This is a genomic window from Massilimicrobiota sp. An105 (assembly GCF_002161155.1).
Taxonomy (GTDB): domain Bacteria; phylum Bacillota_I; class Bacilli_A; order Erysipelotrichales; family Coprobacillaceae; genus Allocoprobacillus; species Allocoprobacillus merdigallinarum.
This window is the reverse complement of sequence record NZ_NFLY01000008.1, coordinates 62115-78925: the sequence shown is the minus strand read 5'-3', so window position 1 is coordinate 78925 and position 16811 is coordinate 62115. Positions and strand designations below refer to the sequence as shown.

The 16811-nt window shown below is 31.9% G+C and carries 18 protein-coding genes and 1 pseudogene; 4 read left to right on the top strand and 15 right to left on the bottom strand.

Annotation, left to right across the window (positions count from 1 at the left end):
• Positions 1 to 96: 96 nt before the first annotated feature.
• Positions 97 to 486: a group II intron maturase-specific domain-containing protein gene (locus B5E48_RS14025; RefSeq protein ID WP_479684559.1), complete on the bottom strand. Its 390-nt coding sequence runs from the start codon at positions 484 to 486 to the stop codon at positions 97 to 99.
• 96 nt (positions 487 to 582) lie between these two features.
• Positions 583 to 804 (bottom strand): annotated as a pseudogene (locus B5E48_RS14020) (reverse transcriptase domain-containing protein); the annotation flags it as partial.
• A 152-nt stretch (positions 805 to 956) separates the two neighbouring features.
• Here B5E48_RS14020 and B5E48_RS03715 point away from each other — a divergent pair.
• The 3 genes from B5E48_RS03715 to B5E48_RS03705 are packed head-to-tail and all read left to right on the top strand — an operon-like array spanning position 957 to position 4153.
• On the top strand, positions 957 to 2204 hold the full coding sequence (locus B5E48_RS03715) for a site-specific integrase (protein WP_224762640.1): 1248 nt from the start codon (positions 957 to 959) through the stop codon (positions 2202 to 2204).
• Positions 2182 to 3159, top strand: coding sequence for a tyrosine-type recombinase/integrase (locus B5E48_RS03710; protein ID WP_087246130.1), 978 nt, complete (start codon positions 2182 to 2184; stop codon positions 3157 to 3159). Before B5E48_RS03715 ends, B5E48_RS03710 begins: the two co-directional genes overlap by 23 nt.
• The gene (locus tag B5E48_RS03705) at positions 3146 to 4153 is read left to right on the top strand and encodes a site-specific integrase (RefSeq protein ID WP_087246132.1); all 1008 of its coding nucleotides are present in this window, start codon (positions 3146 to 3148) and stop codon (positions 4151 to 4153) included. Before B5E48_RS03710 ends, B5E48_RS03705 begins: the two co-directional genes overlap by 14 nt.
• A 56-nt stretch (positions 4154 to 4209) precedes the next feature.
• Here the strand turns inward: B5E48_RS03705 and B5E48_RS03700 are convergent, their stop codons facing one another.
• From B5E48_RS03700 to cdaA, 6 genes are all read right to left on the bottom strand, one after another.
• Positions 4210 to 4875, bottom strand: a complete 666-nt coding sequence (locus tag B5E48_RS03700; protein ID WP_241146911.1) for a reverse transcriptase domain-containing protein — start codon at positions 4873 to 4875, stop codon at positions 4210 to 4212.
• A gap of 560 nt (positions 4876 to 5435) precedes the next feature.
• Positions 5436 to 6773 carry a HAMP domain-containing sensor histidine kinase gene (locus tag B5E48_RS03695; protein ID WP_087304125.1) on the bottom strand — a complete coding sequence of 446 codons (1338 nt, stop codon included), beginning with the start codon at positions 6771 to 6773 and terminating at the stop codon, positions 5436 to 5438.
• A gap of 1 nt (position 6774) precedes the next feature.
• Positions 6775 to 7431: a response regulator transcription factor gene (locus tag B5E48_RS03690; protein ID WP_087243008.1), complete on the bottom strand. Its 657-nt coding sequence runs from the start codon at positions 7429 to 7431 to the stop codon at positions 6775 to 6777.
• A gap of 81 nt (positions 7432 to 7512) precedes the next feature.
• Positions 7513 to 8862, bottom strand: a complete 1350-nt coding sequence (gene glmM, locus B5E48_RS03685; RefSeq protein ID WP_087304124.1) for a phosphoglucosamine mutase — start codon at positions 8860 to 8862, stop codon at positions 7513 to 7515.
• Positions 8863 to 8866: 4 nt separating this feature from the next.
• Positions 8867 to 10264: a CdaR family protein gene (locus tag B5E48_RS03680; RefSeq protein WP_087304123.1), complete on the bottom strand. Its 1398-nt coding sequence runs from the start codon at positions 10262 to 10264 to the stop codon at positions 8867 to 8869.
• A complete protein-coding gene (gene cdaA, locus B5E48_RS03675) occupies positions 10254 to 11048 on the bottom strand; it encodes a diadenylate cyclase CdaA (protein ID WP_087243014.1) in 795 nt (264 codons plus the stop codon). Before cdaA ends, B5E48_RS03680 begins: the two co-directional genes overlap by 11 nt.
• Positions 11049 to 11234: 186 nt before the next feature.
• Between cdaA and pduL the strand changes: the two genes are divergently transcribed.
• On the top strand, positions 11235 to 11801 hold the full coding sequence (gene pduL, locus B5E48_RS03670; RefSeq protein ID WP_087297098.1) for a phosphate propanoyltransferase: 567 nt from the start codon (positions 11235 to 11237) through the stop codon (positions 11799 to 11801).
• Positions 11802 to 11900: 99 nt separating this feature from the next.
• Here pduL and B5E48_RS03665 read toward each other — a convergent pair whose 3' ends face one another.
• From B5E48_RS03665 to B5E48_RS03635, 7 genes are all read right to left on the bottom strand, one after another.
• Positions 11901 to 12275, bottom strand: coding sequence for an HU family DNA-binding protein (locus B5E48_RS03665; RefSeq protein WP_158097255.1), 375 nt, complete (start codon positions 12273 to 12275; stop codon positions 11901 to 11903).
• A complete protein-coding gene (locus tag B5E48_RS03660) occupies positions 12275 to 13291 on the bottom strand; it encodes a threonine aldolase family protein (RefSeq protein ID WP_087304122.1) in 1017 nt (338 codons plus the stop codon). The genes B5E48_RS03665 and B5E48_RS03660 overlap by 1 nt, the downstream gene beginning before the upstream one ends.
• Before the next feature lie 8 nt (positions 13292 to 13299).
• Positions 13300 to 14124 carry a MurR/RpiR family transcriptional regulator gene (locus B5E48_RS03655; protein WP_087297095.1) on the bottom strand — a complete coding sequence of 275 codons (825 nt, stop codon included), beginning with the start codon at positions 14122 to 14124 and terminating at the stop codon, positions 13300 to 13302.
• A complete protein-coding gene (locus B5E48_RS03650; RefSeq protein WP_087297094.1) occupies positions 14111 to 14680 on the bottom strand; it encodes a Fe-S-containing hydro-lyase in 570 nt (189 codons plus the stop codon). Before B5E48_RS03650 ends, B5E48_RS03655 begins: the two co-directional genes overlap by 14 nt.
• A complete protein-coding gene (locus tag B5E48_RS03645; RefSeq protein WP_087304121.1) occupies positions 14677 to 15519 on the bottom strand; it encodes a fumarate hydratase in 843 nt (280 codons plus the stop codon). Before B5E48_RS03645 ends, B5E48_RS03650 begins: the two co-directional genes overlap by 4 nt.
• A gap of 65 nt (positions 15520 to 15584) precedes the next feature.
• Positions 15585 to 16409 (bottom strand): MurR/RpiR family transcriptional regulator, encoded by an 825-nt coding sequence (locus B5E48_RS03640; protein WP_087304120.1) that lies wholly within the window; start codon positions 16407 to 16409, stop codon positions 15585 to 15587.
• A complete protein-coding gene (locus B5E48_RS03635; RefSeq protein ID WP_087304119.1) occupies positions 16406 to 16798 on the bottom strand; it encodes a putative periplasmic lipoprotein in 393 nt (130 codons plus the stop codon). Before B5E48_RS03635 ends, B5E48_RS03640 begins: the two co-directional genes overlap by 4 nt.
• Positions 16799 to 16811: the final 13 nt, after the last annotated feature.

The window sequence follows — 16811 nt, the reverse complement described above, 5'->3', positions numbered from 1 at the left end:
AAAATAGAGTAGAGGGAAGAAATTAATCTTCGCCCCTCTCATTGCACCGTACGTACGGGTCTCGTATACGGCGCTACATTTATATGTTAATACAACCTATCTTAGATAGTATGCGAGGGGATTGACCAAACCAGGTCTTTCCTCTTTTCTTATGGCTAGAATATCCGCATTAAGTAAGAAGTTAACTACATTCCCATTTGCTTGTCTATATAGTCCAAGCCTTGTATTCGCTACCGAATAGATTTGCTCATCACTGAAGTGATAAGGCAATTTCTCATTCAACTTTTGTAGATTTTTATATATCCTCGATGGTGTTTTCCACTGTTTCAGGATAATGACCCTTATTTTATGTCTCAACCATTGACCAAATTCATCTATGAAGTTCTTCATTCTTCCAATTCGGAAGTAGTTTATCCATCCATTGACGATTTGATTTATCCTAGTGAATGTTTTTGTGTTGGTCTGTGCAACACATTTCTTTCGGATGAGTTCCTTTCGACATTTGTCATACAGGTTTTTCTTACTCTTCTTTGTAGGAATACATTCCCATCTTGATGAGTTCTTCCAATATGTAAAACCTAGAAATTGACTATTCGTTGGTCTTACTATCTTTGTTTTGGTTGCACTGACCTTTAGAAATAATTTTCTCTCTAGCCATGATGTGACTGACTTCATCACTCGATTTGCTGCCATCTCGCTTTTAACGAAGATATTACTATCGTCCGCATATCTCACAAAGCATAGTCCCCTTGCTTCTAATTCCTTATCAAATTTATCTAAGTAGATATTTGATAGAATTGGACTTAGAGGTCCTCCTTATGTGGAGTTAGTTATTATGCCGAGTTAATTTAAATTACCCTTTAATAATCATATGGTTTTCTTTATTTTCTCGGCATAATACATCACAATTTAAATAGAAATATAGTTCTATTTCTATTTAAAGGAGCGTGATGATTATGAGATTAGAACTAATTTGTAGTGGATTAACAGAATTATTAGTTGATAATAACTATAGTTCATCCACCATAAACTTTTATAAAAGAGAATGGAAAAAACTAAATGATTTTCTTTTATCAGAATATGGAGATGATGTTTTTTCTATTGATAAAGGTTTAATATTTTTGGAAAAGATTCATGGTATTGTTTCAGTTTTTGAAGAATCCAAATTAAAAGATCAACAGATGCAGTTGATTAGGTCGATTCAAATTTTACAGGATTATAAGCTTCATGGTGTACTTACTAGACGATATCATGCATCTAAAAATCCAATCAGATTAGAGGGTGATTATTTAAATGTTCATATTCATTTTAATGATTATTTAGATCACACCGAATTGTCGAAATCTACTAAAAAACATTATATTAGAATTTCTCTAATATTTCTTGATTATCTTAATCAAAAAAGAATAACTGATGTTAGTCATATTGATTTATCCATATGCAATGATTATATAAGAACTTTTACTGGTATGTCTTTTAAAACGATTGAACAACATATCTGCGGATTACGATATTTTTTAAGATATTTGAATGAAAAAAATATATTAAAAAGTGATATTGCTTCTCTTATTCATATGCCAACTATATCAAAATCGGCTAAGATACCATCGGTATGGACTGAAGATGAAATTAAAAAATTATTACAGACCATTGATAGAAACAGTCCTATTGGAAAAAGGGATTACGCAATGATAGTACTAGCTTGTATTTTAGGGTTACGTATTTCTGATATTAAGAATCTAACATTTGATGATTTTAACTGGGAAGAAAAAAAGTTGAGCATTATTCAACATAAAACAAAAAAACCATTAACATTACCTATCCCTGATGCAGTTGGATGGGCAGTAATAGATTATATAAAAAATGGAAGACCTAAATATTATGAATCAAAAAATATATTTTTAAAACATATGCCACCTTTTGATATACTAAGTGATGAAAACCATTTGTCAGGTAGAATTCATTTTTATATGAAAAAAGCGAAAATTCCATTAAACAAAAATTGTCATAGAGGCTTTCACTCTCTAAGGCATACATCAGCTTCTATGCTTCTCGATGCAGGGGTTGAATTGCCAGTTATCACATCAATTCTTGGACATTCTAGTACTGATATAACTTCTATTTATTTAAAGACAGATCTTGATAAATTAAAAGAATGCGTTTTGGATTTGGTGTTTGATGATGAATACATTAATATTCGATAGTATTTTCAAAAACGAAATTCAGGATCTGATCAATTTAAAGAGAGCACAAGGATTTAAATACGCAGCAGAAGAATTCGCATTAAAAAGAATAGACAAATATTTTGTAGATAAAAACATACAAGAAAAAGTAATTATTAAATCAGTAGTTGATGAATGGTGTCTAAGAAAAACGTATGAAACACAAGCAAATCAAAACAATAGAATATCAATTATGAGAGTACTATGCTCATATTTATTAGAATTAGGATTTGATGTATATGTTCCTCCAAAGAAATTGACAAGAAGCGCCCCAAAATATAATGCACATATCTATACCGATGATGAATTAAGAAGATTTTTTGAAGCCGTTGATAAGAGTCAATCAGTTCCTTCTGAATGCCCATATCGTCATATTATTATGCCTATATTTTTTAGATTATTATATACAAGCGGATTACGTGTATCTGAGCTAAGATTGGCTAAAATTGAGGACTTCCATTTGGATGAAGGCTACTTTATAGTTAAAAACGGAAAAAATAATAAAGACAGAAAAATTCCAATTCATCCTGTATTAGTAAAAAAATGTAAAGAATTAAAATCAACTATTCATATTGATTCTGATGAATCAGAATATTTCTTTATGAAATTACCTGGCAAACCACTAACACTTCAGTGTGTGTACAAAAATTTCAGAAGATATCTTGATAAAGCAGGAATATCGCATAGTGGACGTGGTCCACGAGTTCATGACTTTCGTCATACTTATTGTGTTAATTTATTAAAGAAATGGGTATATGAGGAAAAGAATTTATTGGTATATCTGCCATATATGAAAACGATGTTAGGTCATGAAAGTTTTGATGAAACAGCTTATTATCTTAAATTGACAGCTACACTTTTTCCGATGATTCAGTTAAAACTTGAAAGTTTCTATCCTAATATGATTGAAAAGATTGAAGAATATGACAGCAACTGATTTTGCAGTTCTCATAACCAAGTTTTTAACTGAATATTTACCTCTTCACCGAAACTGTTCAAAAAATACTATAAACAGCTATAAAGATTCTTTAAAATTATTTATTCTTTTTCTAAGAGATGACAAAAGTATGAACATTAATAAATTTAAGATGCATCAAATTAATAGAGAACTTGTTCTTGAATTTATTGAATGGTTGAAAAATCGTGGGAATACACCTGTTACTATCAATCAAAGATTAGCAGGAATCAAATCATTTATAAATTTTGCACAGTATGAAAGTATTGAAAATCTGGCTTATTTACAGCCTGTTTTATCAGTTAAATCATTAAAAACTACTATTAGACAAGTTGATTATCTAACTGAAGAACAAATGAACAAATTAATAAATCTTCCGCCCACAGATACATTAGCAGGATTGAGGCATCGTATCATCATGTGCTTATTATATGATACAGGTGCTAGAGTACAGGAATTATGTGATTTAAAAATTGAAGATATCAATTTAGGTAATAATCCTACAGTTAAACTACATGGTAAAGGTTCAAAAATACGCATAGTCCCTATTTCTAAAAATATGAATCAGATACTAGAAGTTTACATATCTAAATTTTTTACAGATGTTAAATTAAAGAATGAATATTTGATTAAAAATAAAAATAATCAACAGATGGGTAGAGATGGAATAGAATATATTGTTCAAAAATATGCAACAATATTAAAAAATAATGATCCTAGTTTTCCATCAAAAGTTCATCCCCATATGTTTAGACATAGTAAAGCAATGCACATGCTTGCAGTTAATATTCCTATTGTCTACATTCGAGATTTTTTGGGGCATGAAGATATTTCAACAACTATGATTTATGCAAGAGCAGATTCAAGAAAGAAAAATGAAGCCATAAATAATTTAGCACCGAAATTAATTGAAGAAAATTATATTGATTGGAGTAAAGATCAAGAATTATTAGACTTCTTAAACAGCTTTAAATAATAATATTATGCCGAGAAAATAAAGAAAACCATATGATTATTAAAGGGTAATTTAAATTAACTCGGCATAATAACTAACTCCACATAAGGCGGATTATGTGGATATCGGCATAATCCTCCTTGAGGTACACCTTTAGTTGTTTCTTCAAATTTATGCTTTACTACGACTCCTGCATTGAGATATTTATGTATGAGTGATATGACTCTTCTATCTTTAATAGTTTGTGAAAGTATCTGTATAAGTCTTGAATGATTGACTGTATCAAAGTATTTCTCCAAGTCCAAGTCTACTGTGTATCGATATCCTTCATTGGCATAGTCTACGACTCTTTTTACTGCTTGATGAGCACTTCTTCGAGGTCTAAACCCATAACTGTTTTCATTGAATAATGGTTCAAAGATAGGCGTAAGTATTTGTACTATTGCTTGTTGGATGACCCTATCCGTCACTGTTGGGATTCCTAACCCTCTTTTCTTTCCGTTATCTTTCGGTATTTCTACTCTTTTGACGGCTTGCGGACTATAATGTCCCTCCATGATAAGTTTCTTTAGATAAGACCAGTGTTGTGCGAAATGCGTACGAACTTCTGCGACTTGCATTTTATCTACACCACCACTCCCCTTATTGCTCACAACCCTTTGAATCGCCTTTTCTATATTGGCATCTTCTACGATTGCTTCAAGTAACTTTCCATGTACTACAAATCTATTGGTGTTCTTCATATGTGATATCTCTTGTTTTGATACAGGATACACTTCTCCGTTATTGTCGTATTCCGTACTATCTTCATAGAGTAAGCCTAATGATAGTTGACAGTATCCTATTTTATCTTGAGTATCTTTCATCTCCAGTTCACCTCCTTATGTTCGGTCCTTCGCTAGATAACCATTACAGTTACCATCATCACTACTATGACCTCGGCTGACTTCCTAGGACAAACGTTTCCACCATGATTACATTTTCACCATGTCCCTAGGACCTCCCACGGTAAGACATAACACTTTCATCCCATGTACCCACTATCTTTACATTGCTTATTCCGTCGTACTATTGGACTTTGATTTGTTGCGCAATCTCATCCGATAAGCATATGCCTCAAATAGTTCGTGTTCCTTGGGTCAGGATTTTGCCTCCGACTTCCTCCCGTTCACACCTTACGATGGATACCTTGTCTTTGGCTAGTGGTTGGTAGTACGAAACCTCCACAGTGGACTTTCACCACCAAGTTTTATGCCATGCGTGGCACACACAAAAAAAGCATGTCAGTCATAACTGATATGCTTTATTTTTTCTTTTGAAAGATAAAACTTACACCAACATCATGATTCTTTGCAGTCACAGAATACTGGAACATAGAAGAAATTTTACTAACAATAGAAAGTCCTAAACCAAATTGCCCTTTCACTCCTTTAACATATGGATCGAACAAATATGGTAAAGTGGATTCATCAATATTTTCACCATCATTATATATTTCCAGATAATCTTCCTTAAGCGTAATTTTAATAACAGATTTTGCATAGCGTGAAGCATTTTCAATAATATTTTCTATAGCCACTCGCCAATGTTCCTCATCACCATCAAATTGAACATCTTCTAATTCTGTTTCTAAATGTAAATCCGGCTTCATGAAATCCATCTGCAAAACAATTTTTTCAATTAAATCTTGAATAGCAAAAGATCCTATTTCATTATCTTCACCCTGCAAATAATCCAAACGATTTAAATATAAAAATGATTTGACTTTATGTTCTAAACGATCAGCATTTTCCAAAATAATATCAATAGAACTATCTTTATCTCCATAAGGATAGACATCATCTTTAATACTTTGTGCATAAGTTTGAATAAGAGCGATAGGTGTTTTTAAATCATGAGAAATATTGTGAATCATTTCTTCTTTAATACTTTCCTGTTTATCTAGATCTTCTTTCATTTCGACCAAAGCCTTAGAAACAATTCCAATCTCATCTTCACGATTCATAATCAAATCACTATCTTTTCTATCTTTAATATTATCAATATAATTTTTTATCTTTTTCAAAGGATTGATTAATGTTAAAACCCATAGAATCATCACTAATGCAAAAATAATAAAGAAACCATATTGTATATAAATAATCTGATTACGTAATGAAGTAATCAAGGAAACAGAGTATTCACTATCCACAAGTGAAATCAAATATTTTGAAGTATTATTGATTTTCGTAATCATATAATAGTATGTTCTTTCATCATACTCCCCTTTATTCTTTAAAACTTCCTGATCTGTATTGACAATTTTAGCTAAATCATCTTTAAAGAGATAAGAGTATAAATCATAAACAACCTGAACACTCCCTATATTAGATTGAACAAAAGAATTATTGGACGTATCATAAATAATATGATAGACCTCTTTTTCCTGTTTATAGGGCATAATATTATTATATATGATAGAATACTGAGAAATTGTTAAACGTTCATACATCTGCTTATCAACAATTGAAGTTACATTATAATCAACAATAGGCATTAACACAGCAACCAATAATAATCCAACAAAACATAATACAACAATCAACTGTTGAACCAACGATAATTTTTTAAAAAAAGATAATTTTGATTTTATTTTTTCCATATTAATCTAATCTATATCCAAATCCATAAATCGTCTTAATATTTAAATCAGGCATCTTTTTTCTTAAACGACGCAATGTATCATCTACAACTCGGTCACTACCAAAATAGTTTTCATCCCAAACTTTAGATAAAACCTGATCACGTGAAATAGCCAATCCTTTATTTTTAATAAAATAAAGTAATAACTCATATTCTTTTGTCGTTAATTCAATTTCAGTATTTTGAAATAAAACCTTTCTTTTTTCTTCATCAATGGCATATCCATCAATATTAATCAAGGCTGGATCATCCTTATAAACACGTTTTAAGACATTATGTATTCTTAAAATCAATTCTTTAATATTAAAAGGCTTGGTAATATATTCATCGCAGCCTTTTTCCAATCCAATAATACGATCAAATTCCTGATCTCTGGCACTCATAAAAACAATAGGCATATCAGGCTTACAAGCTTTGATTTCATTCAGTAAATCAAAACCACTATTTTTATCTAACATAATATCTACAATCCATAAATGGACATCATCATCTTTATGCAAAAAAGCTTCTTCATATGTATAAAAAGAATAAACAATATATCCTTCTTTTTCTAAATAAGTTCTGACAAGATCATTTAAATTTTTTTCATCATCTATGATATTAATACGGTATTTCACATTCCTCACCTCTTTCATTCATTATATACAAAATATTGCCATATAAAATGGCAATATTTTGTGATAATATGTGAAATTATATTATTTTTCTACAGCATACCCTTTTGCTTTGATTGTATTAACAACTTTCAAAACATATTCATGACAGATTTCATCACTTTGTGCTTCGACCATGACTCTTACAACTGGCTCAGTTCCACTTTCACGTACTAAAATTCTTCCTTCATCACCTAATGCTTCTTCAACTTCTTTGACTGCTTTTTGAACATCAGGATCATTTTGAGCTAAAGCCTTATCACTCACTCTTACATTAATTAATAATTGAGGATAAATTTCAACCTGTTCAGTTAGTTGAGCTAATGTTTTCTTATTTTCAACCATTGTTTCCATGATTTTCAATGATGTTAAAATACCATCACCTGTTGTTGCATGTTTAGAGAAAATAATATGACCAGACTGTTCTCCACCAATACAATGTCCATTTTTCATCATATTTTCATAAACATATTTATCACCCACAGCTGTTTTTTCATATTGAATACCAGCCCTATCCAATGATTTATATAATCCAAAATTACTCATCACTGTTGTAACAATGGTGTTATTTAAAAGTTCACCTTTTTGTTTCATTTCTAAACCACAAACATATAATATCAAATCACCATTGACTACACGTCCAAATTCATCTACTGCAATACAGCGATCCGCATCACCATCATAGGCAAAACCAACATCCAAACCATTTTCAACCACATATTTCTGTAAAACTTCAATATGTGTAGAACCACAATTTGTATTGATATTCAACCCATCAGGCTGATTATTAATCACATGTGTTTGAGCACCTAAAGCATCAAAAACACTTTTTGCTATGGCGCTTGATGAACCATTGGCACAATCAAGACCAACTTTGATATCTTTAAAAGCACGTGTTGGAATACTCATTAAATATCCAATGTAACGATTTCTTCCCATTGAATAATCAATTGTACGTCCAATCTTATCTTTTGTAGCAAATGGAATAGGATCCGCTAAACCATCAATATATTGTTCAATGAGGTTTTCTATTGTTGCTTCTAATTTATGTCCTTTTCCATTGATAATTTTAATACCATTATCATAATAAGGATTGTGTGAAGCAGAAATCATGATTCCACAATCAAACTCTTCGCTTCTTACTACATAAGAAACAGAAGGTGTTGTTGTCACATGTAATAAATATACATCAGCTCCACTTGCAGTTAATCCAGCTACAAGAGCATATTCAAACATATAAGAACTTCTTCTTGTATCCTTTCCAATCACAATTCTTGCTCGATGAGAACGTGAAAAATACCATCCTAAATATCTTCCTACCTGATAGGCATGTTCTACTGTCAAATCTATATTTGCTTCTCCTCTAAATCCATCTGTTCCAAAATACTTTCCCATTTTTCTAATTCCTTTCTATATTAATTGTAACTTTAGATGATGACAATAATTTCATTGTTAATGTTTCATCATCACCAGCTATTTTAACATTCACCTGATGTGTTCCAACATCCAAACCATCAATATCAATTGTTGCTTGAATATTGTCAACTTTTAAAGTATTGATTTTATCTTCGGTTCCTGTTACTGATACTGAAGCATTCTGTCCTTGACCAGCAAACGAAACCTTATAATCACGCGAATTATTCAACACCTTAATAGGAATGTTATCGAATTTTTTTGTAATGACTTTTTCAATTTCCACACTGACATCAATTGCATCCTGTGAAAATTTATTAATACCTGCTATCTTTTTCAATGCAAGATTCGTCATTGTTGTACTTGATTTTAAATCTGTGATATCAACATCAACTTCAACTTGTTGAATTTCATTTAATTGTTCTTCTAATCCAAAAATTGTAACTTCACTTTGTGACAGTGTATACTGAGATACCTGATATCCCGTTGGCAGGTTCCCTACAAGATTAACATGAATAGGAACTGTCTTACTATAAGATGATACCTGACATGTGACATGGACAGACTCAGGACTCATTTCTACATTTAATTCTTCACCATTACTGTCATAAGCTCTAATTCTTGCATTTTGTTCAAAATCTTCAGTCTTATCAGATACATCAATGCAAGCCTCAACCGTTTCGACTCTAGATAAAGTTTCTTCACTTGCTCGTAATTCTACAGTATCTAAATCCATTTGATTCACACTGACCGAATATTTACTATCCAGTTGATCTTCATTAATAAAACGATATCCTAAATCAAATGTACGCGTTACTTTTTTAGCAAGCGTTACCTTAATTGAACTAGGAATGGATACAACCTGTAACGATTCAGGGAAATTACGTGTTCTTAGATTCAAAACATAATCTCCTTCATCTAAATCCTGCAAATCTAGATAAACCTGATAATCTTTAGAAAAATTCGTTTTATATATATCTAGCGATGGTCCAACCAAAACAACTGATACACTTTCAGGTATGCCTGATGCTTCCAAAGAATCATCAAGATTTTCTACATAAACAGGAACATTTTCTAATGTTGCTCCTGAAGTTGGACTTGTGAGAATATCTTTTCCTGATACACTATAAAATAAAACTGCAGCCATGACAAAAGATAAAATTGTAATTGAGACCTTACTTGATAATATTTTATCTAAAAGCTGATTCATATAGTTATAAAAGCGTGCTCCCGTATCAATAGCTTTCACTTTTTTTTCATTGACACTTTCTTTACTAGATGTATCTTTACTTGTCTGGTCTTTTTCTTTTTCAATAATTTTCAAGAAAAAGTCAGTTGTTGTATCTTTTAAAGGTCTGTTATTTTTTTGATTTCTAGGATTCATGAGCTTGACCTCCTTCATCACTAGATTTAAACCATTGCAATTCATTCACTAATGATGCCCTTAATTCCTTAATAGGAATCTTTCTTAATTCACCATTCGTTGCAAAAGAAATGGTTCCTGTTTCTTCACTGACAACAACAGTTAATGAATCTGTAATTTCACTAATTCCAATCGCTGCCCTATGACGTGCTCCATATTTAGGACTGAGTTCCTTATTTGTTGGTGGATAAAATGCTGCCGCACAGGCTACACGATCCCCTTGAATAATTGTTGCCCCATCATGAAGCGGTGTCCCTTCCCAGAAAATAGTCAAAAAAAGTTCACTACGTATATCGGCGTTGATCTTTGTTCCTGTATTGATATAATCAATCATGGATTGACCTCTTTCAAAAGTAATTAATGCTCCTGTCTGCTCTTTTGCAAGAGTCGAAATCGCATCTACCAATTCATCCATCAGTCTTTCCTTTTCATCATTACTTATTTCTTTTTTAACTTCTAATTTGGTTTGTCCCATCTTTTCCAGCAGAGTTCTAATTTCTGGCTGAAAAATAATAATAATGGCTAATACACCCCAATTAATAATACTATCAACAAGATAATTAAGTGTCGTTAATCCAAGCAAACTTGTTAATACTTTGACAATCAAAATAAAAAGAACACCTTTAAATAATTGCATGGTTTTCATATTTGTCTTAAACATTGAAATTAAGTAATATAAAATAAACCATACTGCAATCAAATCTATCGCTGATCTTATAAAATTTATCACAACACTAAGATTCAATCTTTATCACCTACATTTCTTTTTTATTATATCAGTTTTCCATCAAAAGTAAAACGTTACCTTTTTCATTTCCTGAAAATCTATATCTTCATTTTGTGAACTTCATATTTTTTATCAAAAAGAAACAAATTCCTTTGCAAACACACAAAAAAGTTGTAAGATAAGTATGTTATAGGAGGATATTTTATGGGAAAAACAATTTTAGTCGAAACTTCTGCTAGACATGTACATTTATCACAAGCAGATTTAGAAACTTTATTTGGTAAAGGATATGTTTTAACAAACAAAAAAGATTTATCACAACCTGGACAATTTGCCTGTCAGGAAAAAGTCACTGTTATTGGTCCAAAAGGTGAAACAAAAATGTCTATTTTAGGACCTACACGTGCTCAAACTCAAGTTGAAGTCTCTTTAACAGATGCTAGATCATTAGGAATCAAAGCATTAATTAGAGAATCTGGAGATATCGAAGGAACTGCTGGATGCAAATTGGTTGGTCCTGCTGGTGAAGTTGAAATTTCTTGTGGTGTTATTGCTGCAAAACGTCATATTCATATGACACCTGCTGATGCCCAAGAATTTGGAGTACAAGATAAAGATGTTGTCAGTGTTGAAGTGAAATCAGCTGACCGTTCACTTGTTTTTGGTGATGTTGTCTGCCGTGTCAGCGATAGCTATGCTTTAGCAATGCATATCGATACTGATGAATCAAATGCTGCTGGTGCACCTTGCGAAGGAATCATTATTAAATAAAATAATACCTATAAAGATTAATCAAATCTTTATAGGTTTTTTATTATATTGAATCATTTCTTAAAATAAAAAAGCTGTCATCACAGCTTTTTTATCTCATTATTTACCATTAACAACATTCTTTAAAGCTGAACTTGCTTTAAATGCAGGAACTTTACTAGCAGCGATTTCCATTGTTTCACCAGTTCTTGGGTTACGTCCCATTCTAGCTTCTCTTGTACGAACTTCAAAAGTTCCAAAACCTTTTAAAGAAATCTTATCTCCTGCTTTTAATACATCAGTTAAAGTTTCTAAAAAAGCATTAATTGCAGCTTCAGATTCTTTTTTTGTTAAACCTGATGCTAAAGAAACTTTTTCTAATAATTCATTTTTATTCATACTATAATCTCCATTTCTATGTATATTAGGGTATTCCCTAAAATTTATTATAATACAAGTCTCATGTCTTGTACAGTGCAATCGTCTATCTTCCATCAAAGATTTTCAATAAGCGAAACAAACGATAATACAGCTTCTTGAGAAGTTGCCCATGAAGTGACAATACGTACACGCTCACCACCAGGAATAGCTCCCATATGCGTCACCATAAACTCTTTTTCAATAGCCTCTAAAGTATTTTGTGGTAAATCCACAAAAATCTGATTAGTGGCAGAAGGCTCATAAAGTGGGATTCCTTTTTTAATCAATGCCTGACGTATCATATCAGCCATTCGATTTTCATGAAGACCAATATCTTCATATAAATGATCTTTAAACAATTCATAAAATTGAATGCCCAGCAATCGTCCTTTTGCTAACATAGCCCCTTTATTTTTCATATGATAACGAAATTGAGGTTTTAAATCATCATGAATAATAACGAGAGCTTCCCCAAACAAAGCACCCATTTTTGTTCCACCGATATAAAAGGCATCAACATATTGTGCAATTTCTTCAAGCGTTGGAGCATCTTGTAAAACCAGAGCACTTCCAAGTCTTGCTCCATCTAAGAATAAATATAAATCATATTTTCTTGTGACTTCATAAAGTGCTTTTAATTCATCACGCGTATAATAAGTTCCTAATTCTGTTGTTTGAGAAATATAAACCATACGAGGTTGAACCATATGTTCATCTGTATGTTGCTGACAAATGTCTTCAATCATTTGACATGTCACTTTACCATGGACATGTGGACGTGTTAAAATCTTATGTCCTGCTCCTTCAACAGCACCCGTTTCATGAACCTGAATATGTCCTTCATCACAGGCAATAACAGCCTGATAATGTTTCAAAGCATATGAAATCATTAACATATTTGTTTGTGTTCCACCAACAAGAAAATGAACATCAGCCTGTTCATTATGAATACGTTCTTTAATGACTTTTTGAGCCAGATGACAATATTCATCTTTACCATAACCAACAGTCTGAATCAGATTTGTCTGATTTAATGCTTCTAAAATTTGAGGATGTGCTCCTTCACTATAATCATTTAAAAAACTATACATACTTTCTCCTATTCTCGATATAACAATCCATATCGAACATATATTAAATTCAATAAACTTAAAAAATTCATTGTTCCCTGTAATGAAGATTCGCTGTATTGACTTTCAGTACCATCAATACGATAAATCCAATCTATATCATCATTTTGATATGTCTGATTCATTGTTAATAATAAAATCTTTGGATGATGTTCCTTAATTTTATCTATTAATGCTTTCATCAGCTGTTCTCTGGCACGAACAGTAATAATAATAACCAGACTATCTTTATCTATAATATCCAATCTTTGAATTTCATCACCACGTTCAACAAACGCATAAACAAATTTACGATGTTTTAGCATCTTCATTTGAAAATCATTAGATATAATCTTGTTAAACTGATAACCCAACATATGTACTTTTTTAGCCTGGTATATCATTTCACAAATACGATCAATATCTTTCATATCAATAGATTTTTCAACAAGTGCCAAAGACTCCATTGCTTCATGATACATTTTCTTTTTTAAATAATCAGGATCTTCCGAAACTTTTTGAGCATCCTGAGTTGATAAATGAATTTCATTGCGTGCAATTTCTAAAGCTATAGCAATTTCGTTTTTAAAATTCACAAAGCTTTTACAATTCATATCTTTACAAAAACGTGAGATTGTTGCTGGAGAGGTATAACAAAGGTCTGCCAAATCATTAATACTGATACTTGGAATCTGATCTATATGAGTTAAAATAGTATGAGCAATCGCATAATACATGTCTTGAGGTGAAGAAACATTCACATAAGACATCAGAGTATATAAAATATCAACTTCATTATAATCATGAATTGTCATGGTTATGCTCCTTTAAATACTGACTTCTACCCATTTCATATAAATCATGTCCATAGCAGTCAATCACAACAGTTAAAGGTAAATCTTTGACTACTAAACGACGAATAGCTTCAGGCCCTAAATCCTCAAAAGCAATGACTTCACAAGATTGAATACATTGTCCAATATAAGCGCCTGCTCCTCCAATTGCTCCAAAATAAATACTCTGATAGTCCATTATAGCTTGTTTGACATGATCTTGACGGTAGCCTTTACCAATCATTCCACGCAAACCTAGCTGCATAAGTGCTTTCGCATAAGCATCCATGCGTCCAGATGTTGTCGGTCCCCCACTGCCAAAAACATGTCCTGGTTTTGCTGGAGTAGGTCCAACATAATATATAATTTGATCTTTAACATCAAATGGTAATTCTTCTCCCTTTTCTATTAAAGCCACCAAGCGTTTATGTGCCGCATCTCTGGCAGTATAAATAACACCTGATAATAAAACCTGATCGCCAGCTTGCAAGGCAAGAGCCTGTGATTGCGTCAAAGGTGTTGTCATATGTTTGATCATAAAATAACCTCCTTATGTCTGGCAACATGACAGCAGATAGAAACAGCAACTGGCATTCCTGCAATATGCGTTGGATATGTCTCAATATTCAATGACAAAGCTGTTGTTTTCCCTCCATAGCCAGCTGGTCCAATACCTAACTGATTAATTTTTTCTAATAATTCTTCTTCTAATTGTTGATATCGCAAATCACTATGATGTGTTCCTATATCTCTGAGCATCGCTTTTTTCGCAAGATATGTGACATAATCAAAAGAACCTCCAATACCAACTCCAATCACCATAGGAGGACAAGCATTAGGTCCTGCTTCTTCCACAACTTTTAAAACAAAATCTTTAATTCCTTCTACCCCATCACTTGGTTTGAGCATTTTGACCTGACTCATATTTTCACTACCAAAACCTTTTGGAGCAACAATGATTTTCAATTTGTCACCTTCCACAATTTCATAGTGAATCAAGGCAGGTGTGTTATCTTTTGTATTGATTCGATCAAAAACAGGATCATCAACAACACTTTTTCTTAAATATCCTTCCTGATATCCCTGTCGAACACCTTCCTGTAAAGCCTCCTGTAAAGATCCCTGCACATGAACATCTTGTCCTATTTCAACAAATAAACAAGCCATCCCTGTATCCTGACAGATAGGGACTGACAATGATTGAGCCATTTTTGCATTTTCTTTTAAAATAGATAATGTCTGTTTAGCCAATTGACCATCTTCAGTTTGACTTGCCTGATCAATCGCATTTCGAACATCTTGAGGCAATTGATAATTAGCCTCTATGCATAATGTTTTGACTGCCTGTATAATATCTTCCTGTTTTATTTCCCTCATGTTTTCACCTTCTTTTATTATGTTTATTATATATAATTTTCTATCCTACCACAAGAAAAAAAGAATTAAAGAAGATGCCCCTTTAATTCTTGAAGTGAAGGATAATATAAACAATAATATCTCAGTGACATAAGTTCTACTGCAGTTAACAAACTATGTTTACCTGTTTTTCTGTTTTTAGATTGACCTAATACTAACTTATGATGAACTGGTATTTTTAAATCCAACTGTGGATGACAAGTCATCAAAACAACCTGACATCCTGATTTTTTTATATACTGTAAAATCTTTGCATTACTGTTTGCGAAATATCCATTAACAGTCATAATAATTGCTACACTGCTTTGATTTAATTGTTTTGCACATTCTAGCTGTCGTGAAGAATCCATATATGCCATTGTAAACTTTTCTAACATCAGTAAATCTGTTTGTAAGTGTAAAGCTGCACTTTGTGAAAATTGTGTACCAAAAAAAGCAACTGATTCACTATCATGAATTAATTTTAAGATTGCATCAACTTCATTCCAATCTAAAAGCTTTGGTAAGTCAGAAATGTATTGAATAACTTGTTGGATATATTGTTGCGTTGCCTGTAAAGGAGAATCCTTCATTGTTTCGAGTGAAATATTAATAAGATTATTGAATTTTTTATCATGTGAATGGAATGTATAACATTCCTGTTTAAGATGCGCAAAATTTTCATAGCCTAAAGCACGACAAAAACGTGAAATCGTTGCTGGTGAAACAAAACATTCTGCGGCCAACTCACTAATACGCATATTCGCAATACGATAAAAATTATTAGCCATGAACCAGGCAATATTATAATTGGTATCATTTTCTTGAGCTGTATCTAAAAAGATAATCAGCCTATAAAACAAATTCTTCACGATAAATCCTCCTGTAATACATAATGCCCAGACAAATCAGCACTCAAATAATTTTCTTCATCAGTTATTTTCACAATAACATAATCCTTGCCAAAAGTAAATGTCAATTGGCAGTCTTTTTGATGAGATAGTATACATGTTGCCTGTTGATGAGAATCATCCTGGTAAGTAGCAAAATCCCCGATTCCAGATTGATTGAGTTCAAATTCAAAAGTAAAACCATTTTGCTTTTCATCGTTTTCATAAATATATAAAAGATAATCATGATATTGATAAACTTTTCTATCAAGTGGCTTTTCATGAAATTGAGATGATAGAGGTTGTGAGGAATGAACTTGACAACCTACTAACAAAAACACACATATCAAAAACATTACACACTTTTTCATAAAGAGCTAACCT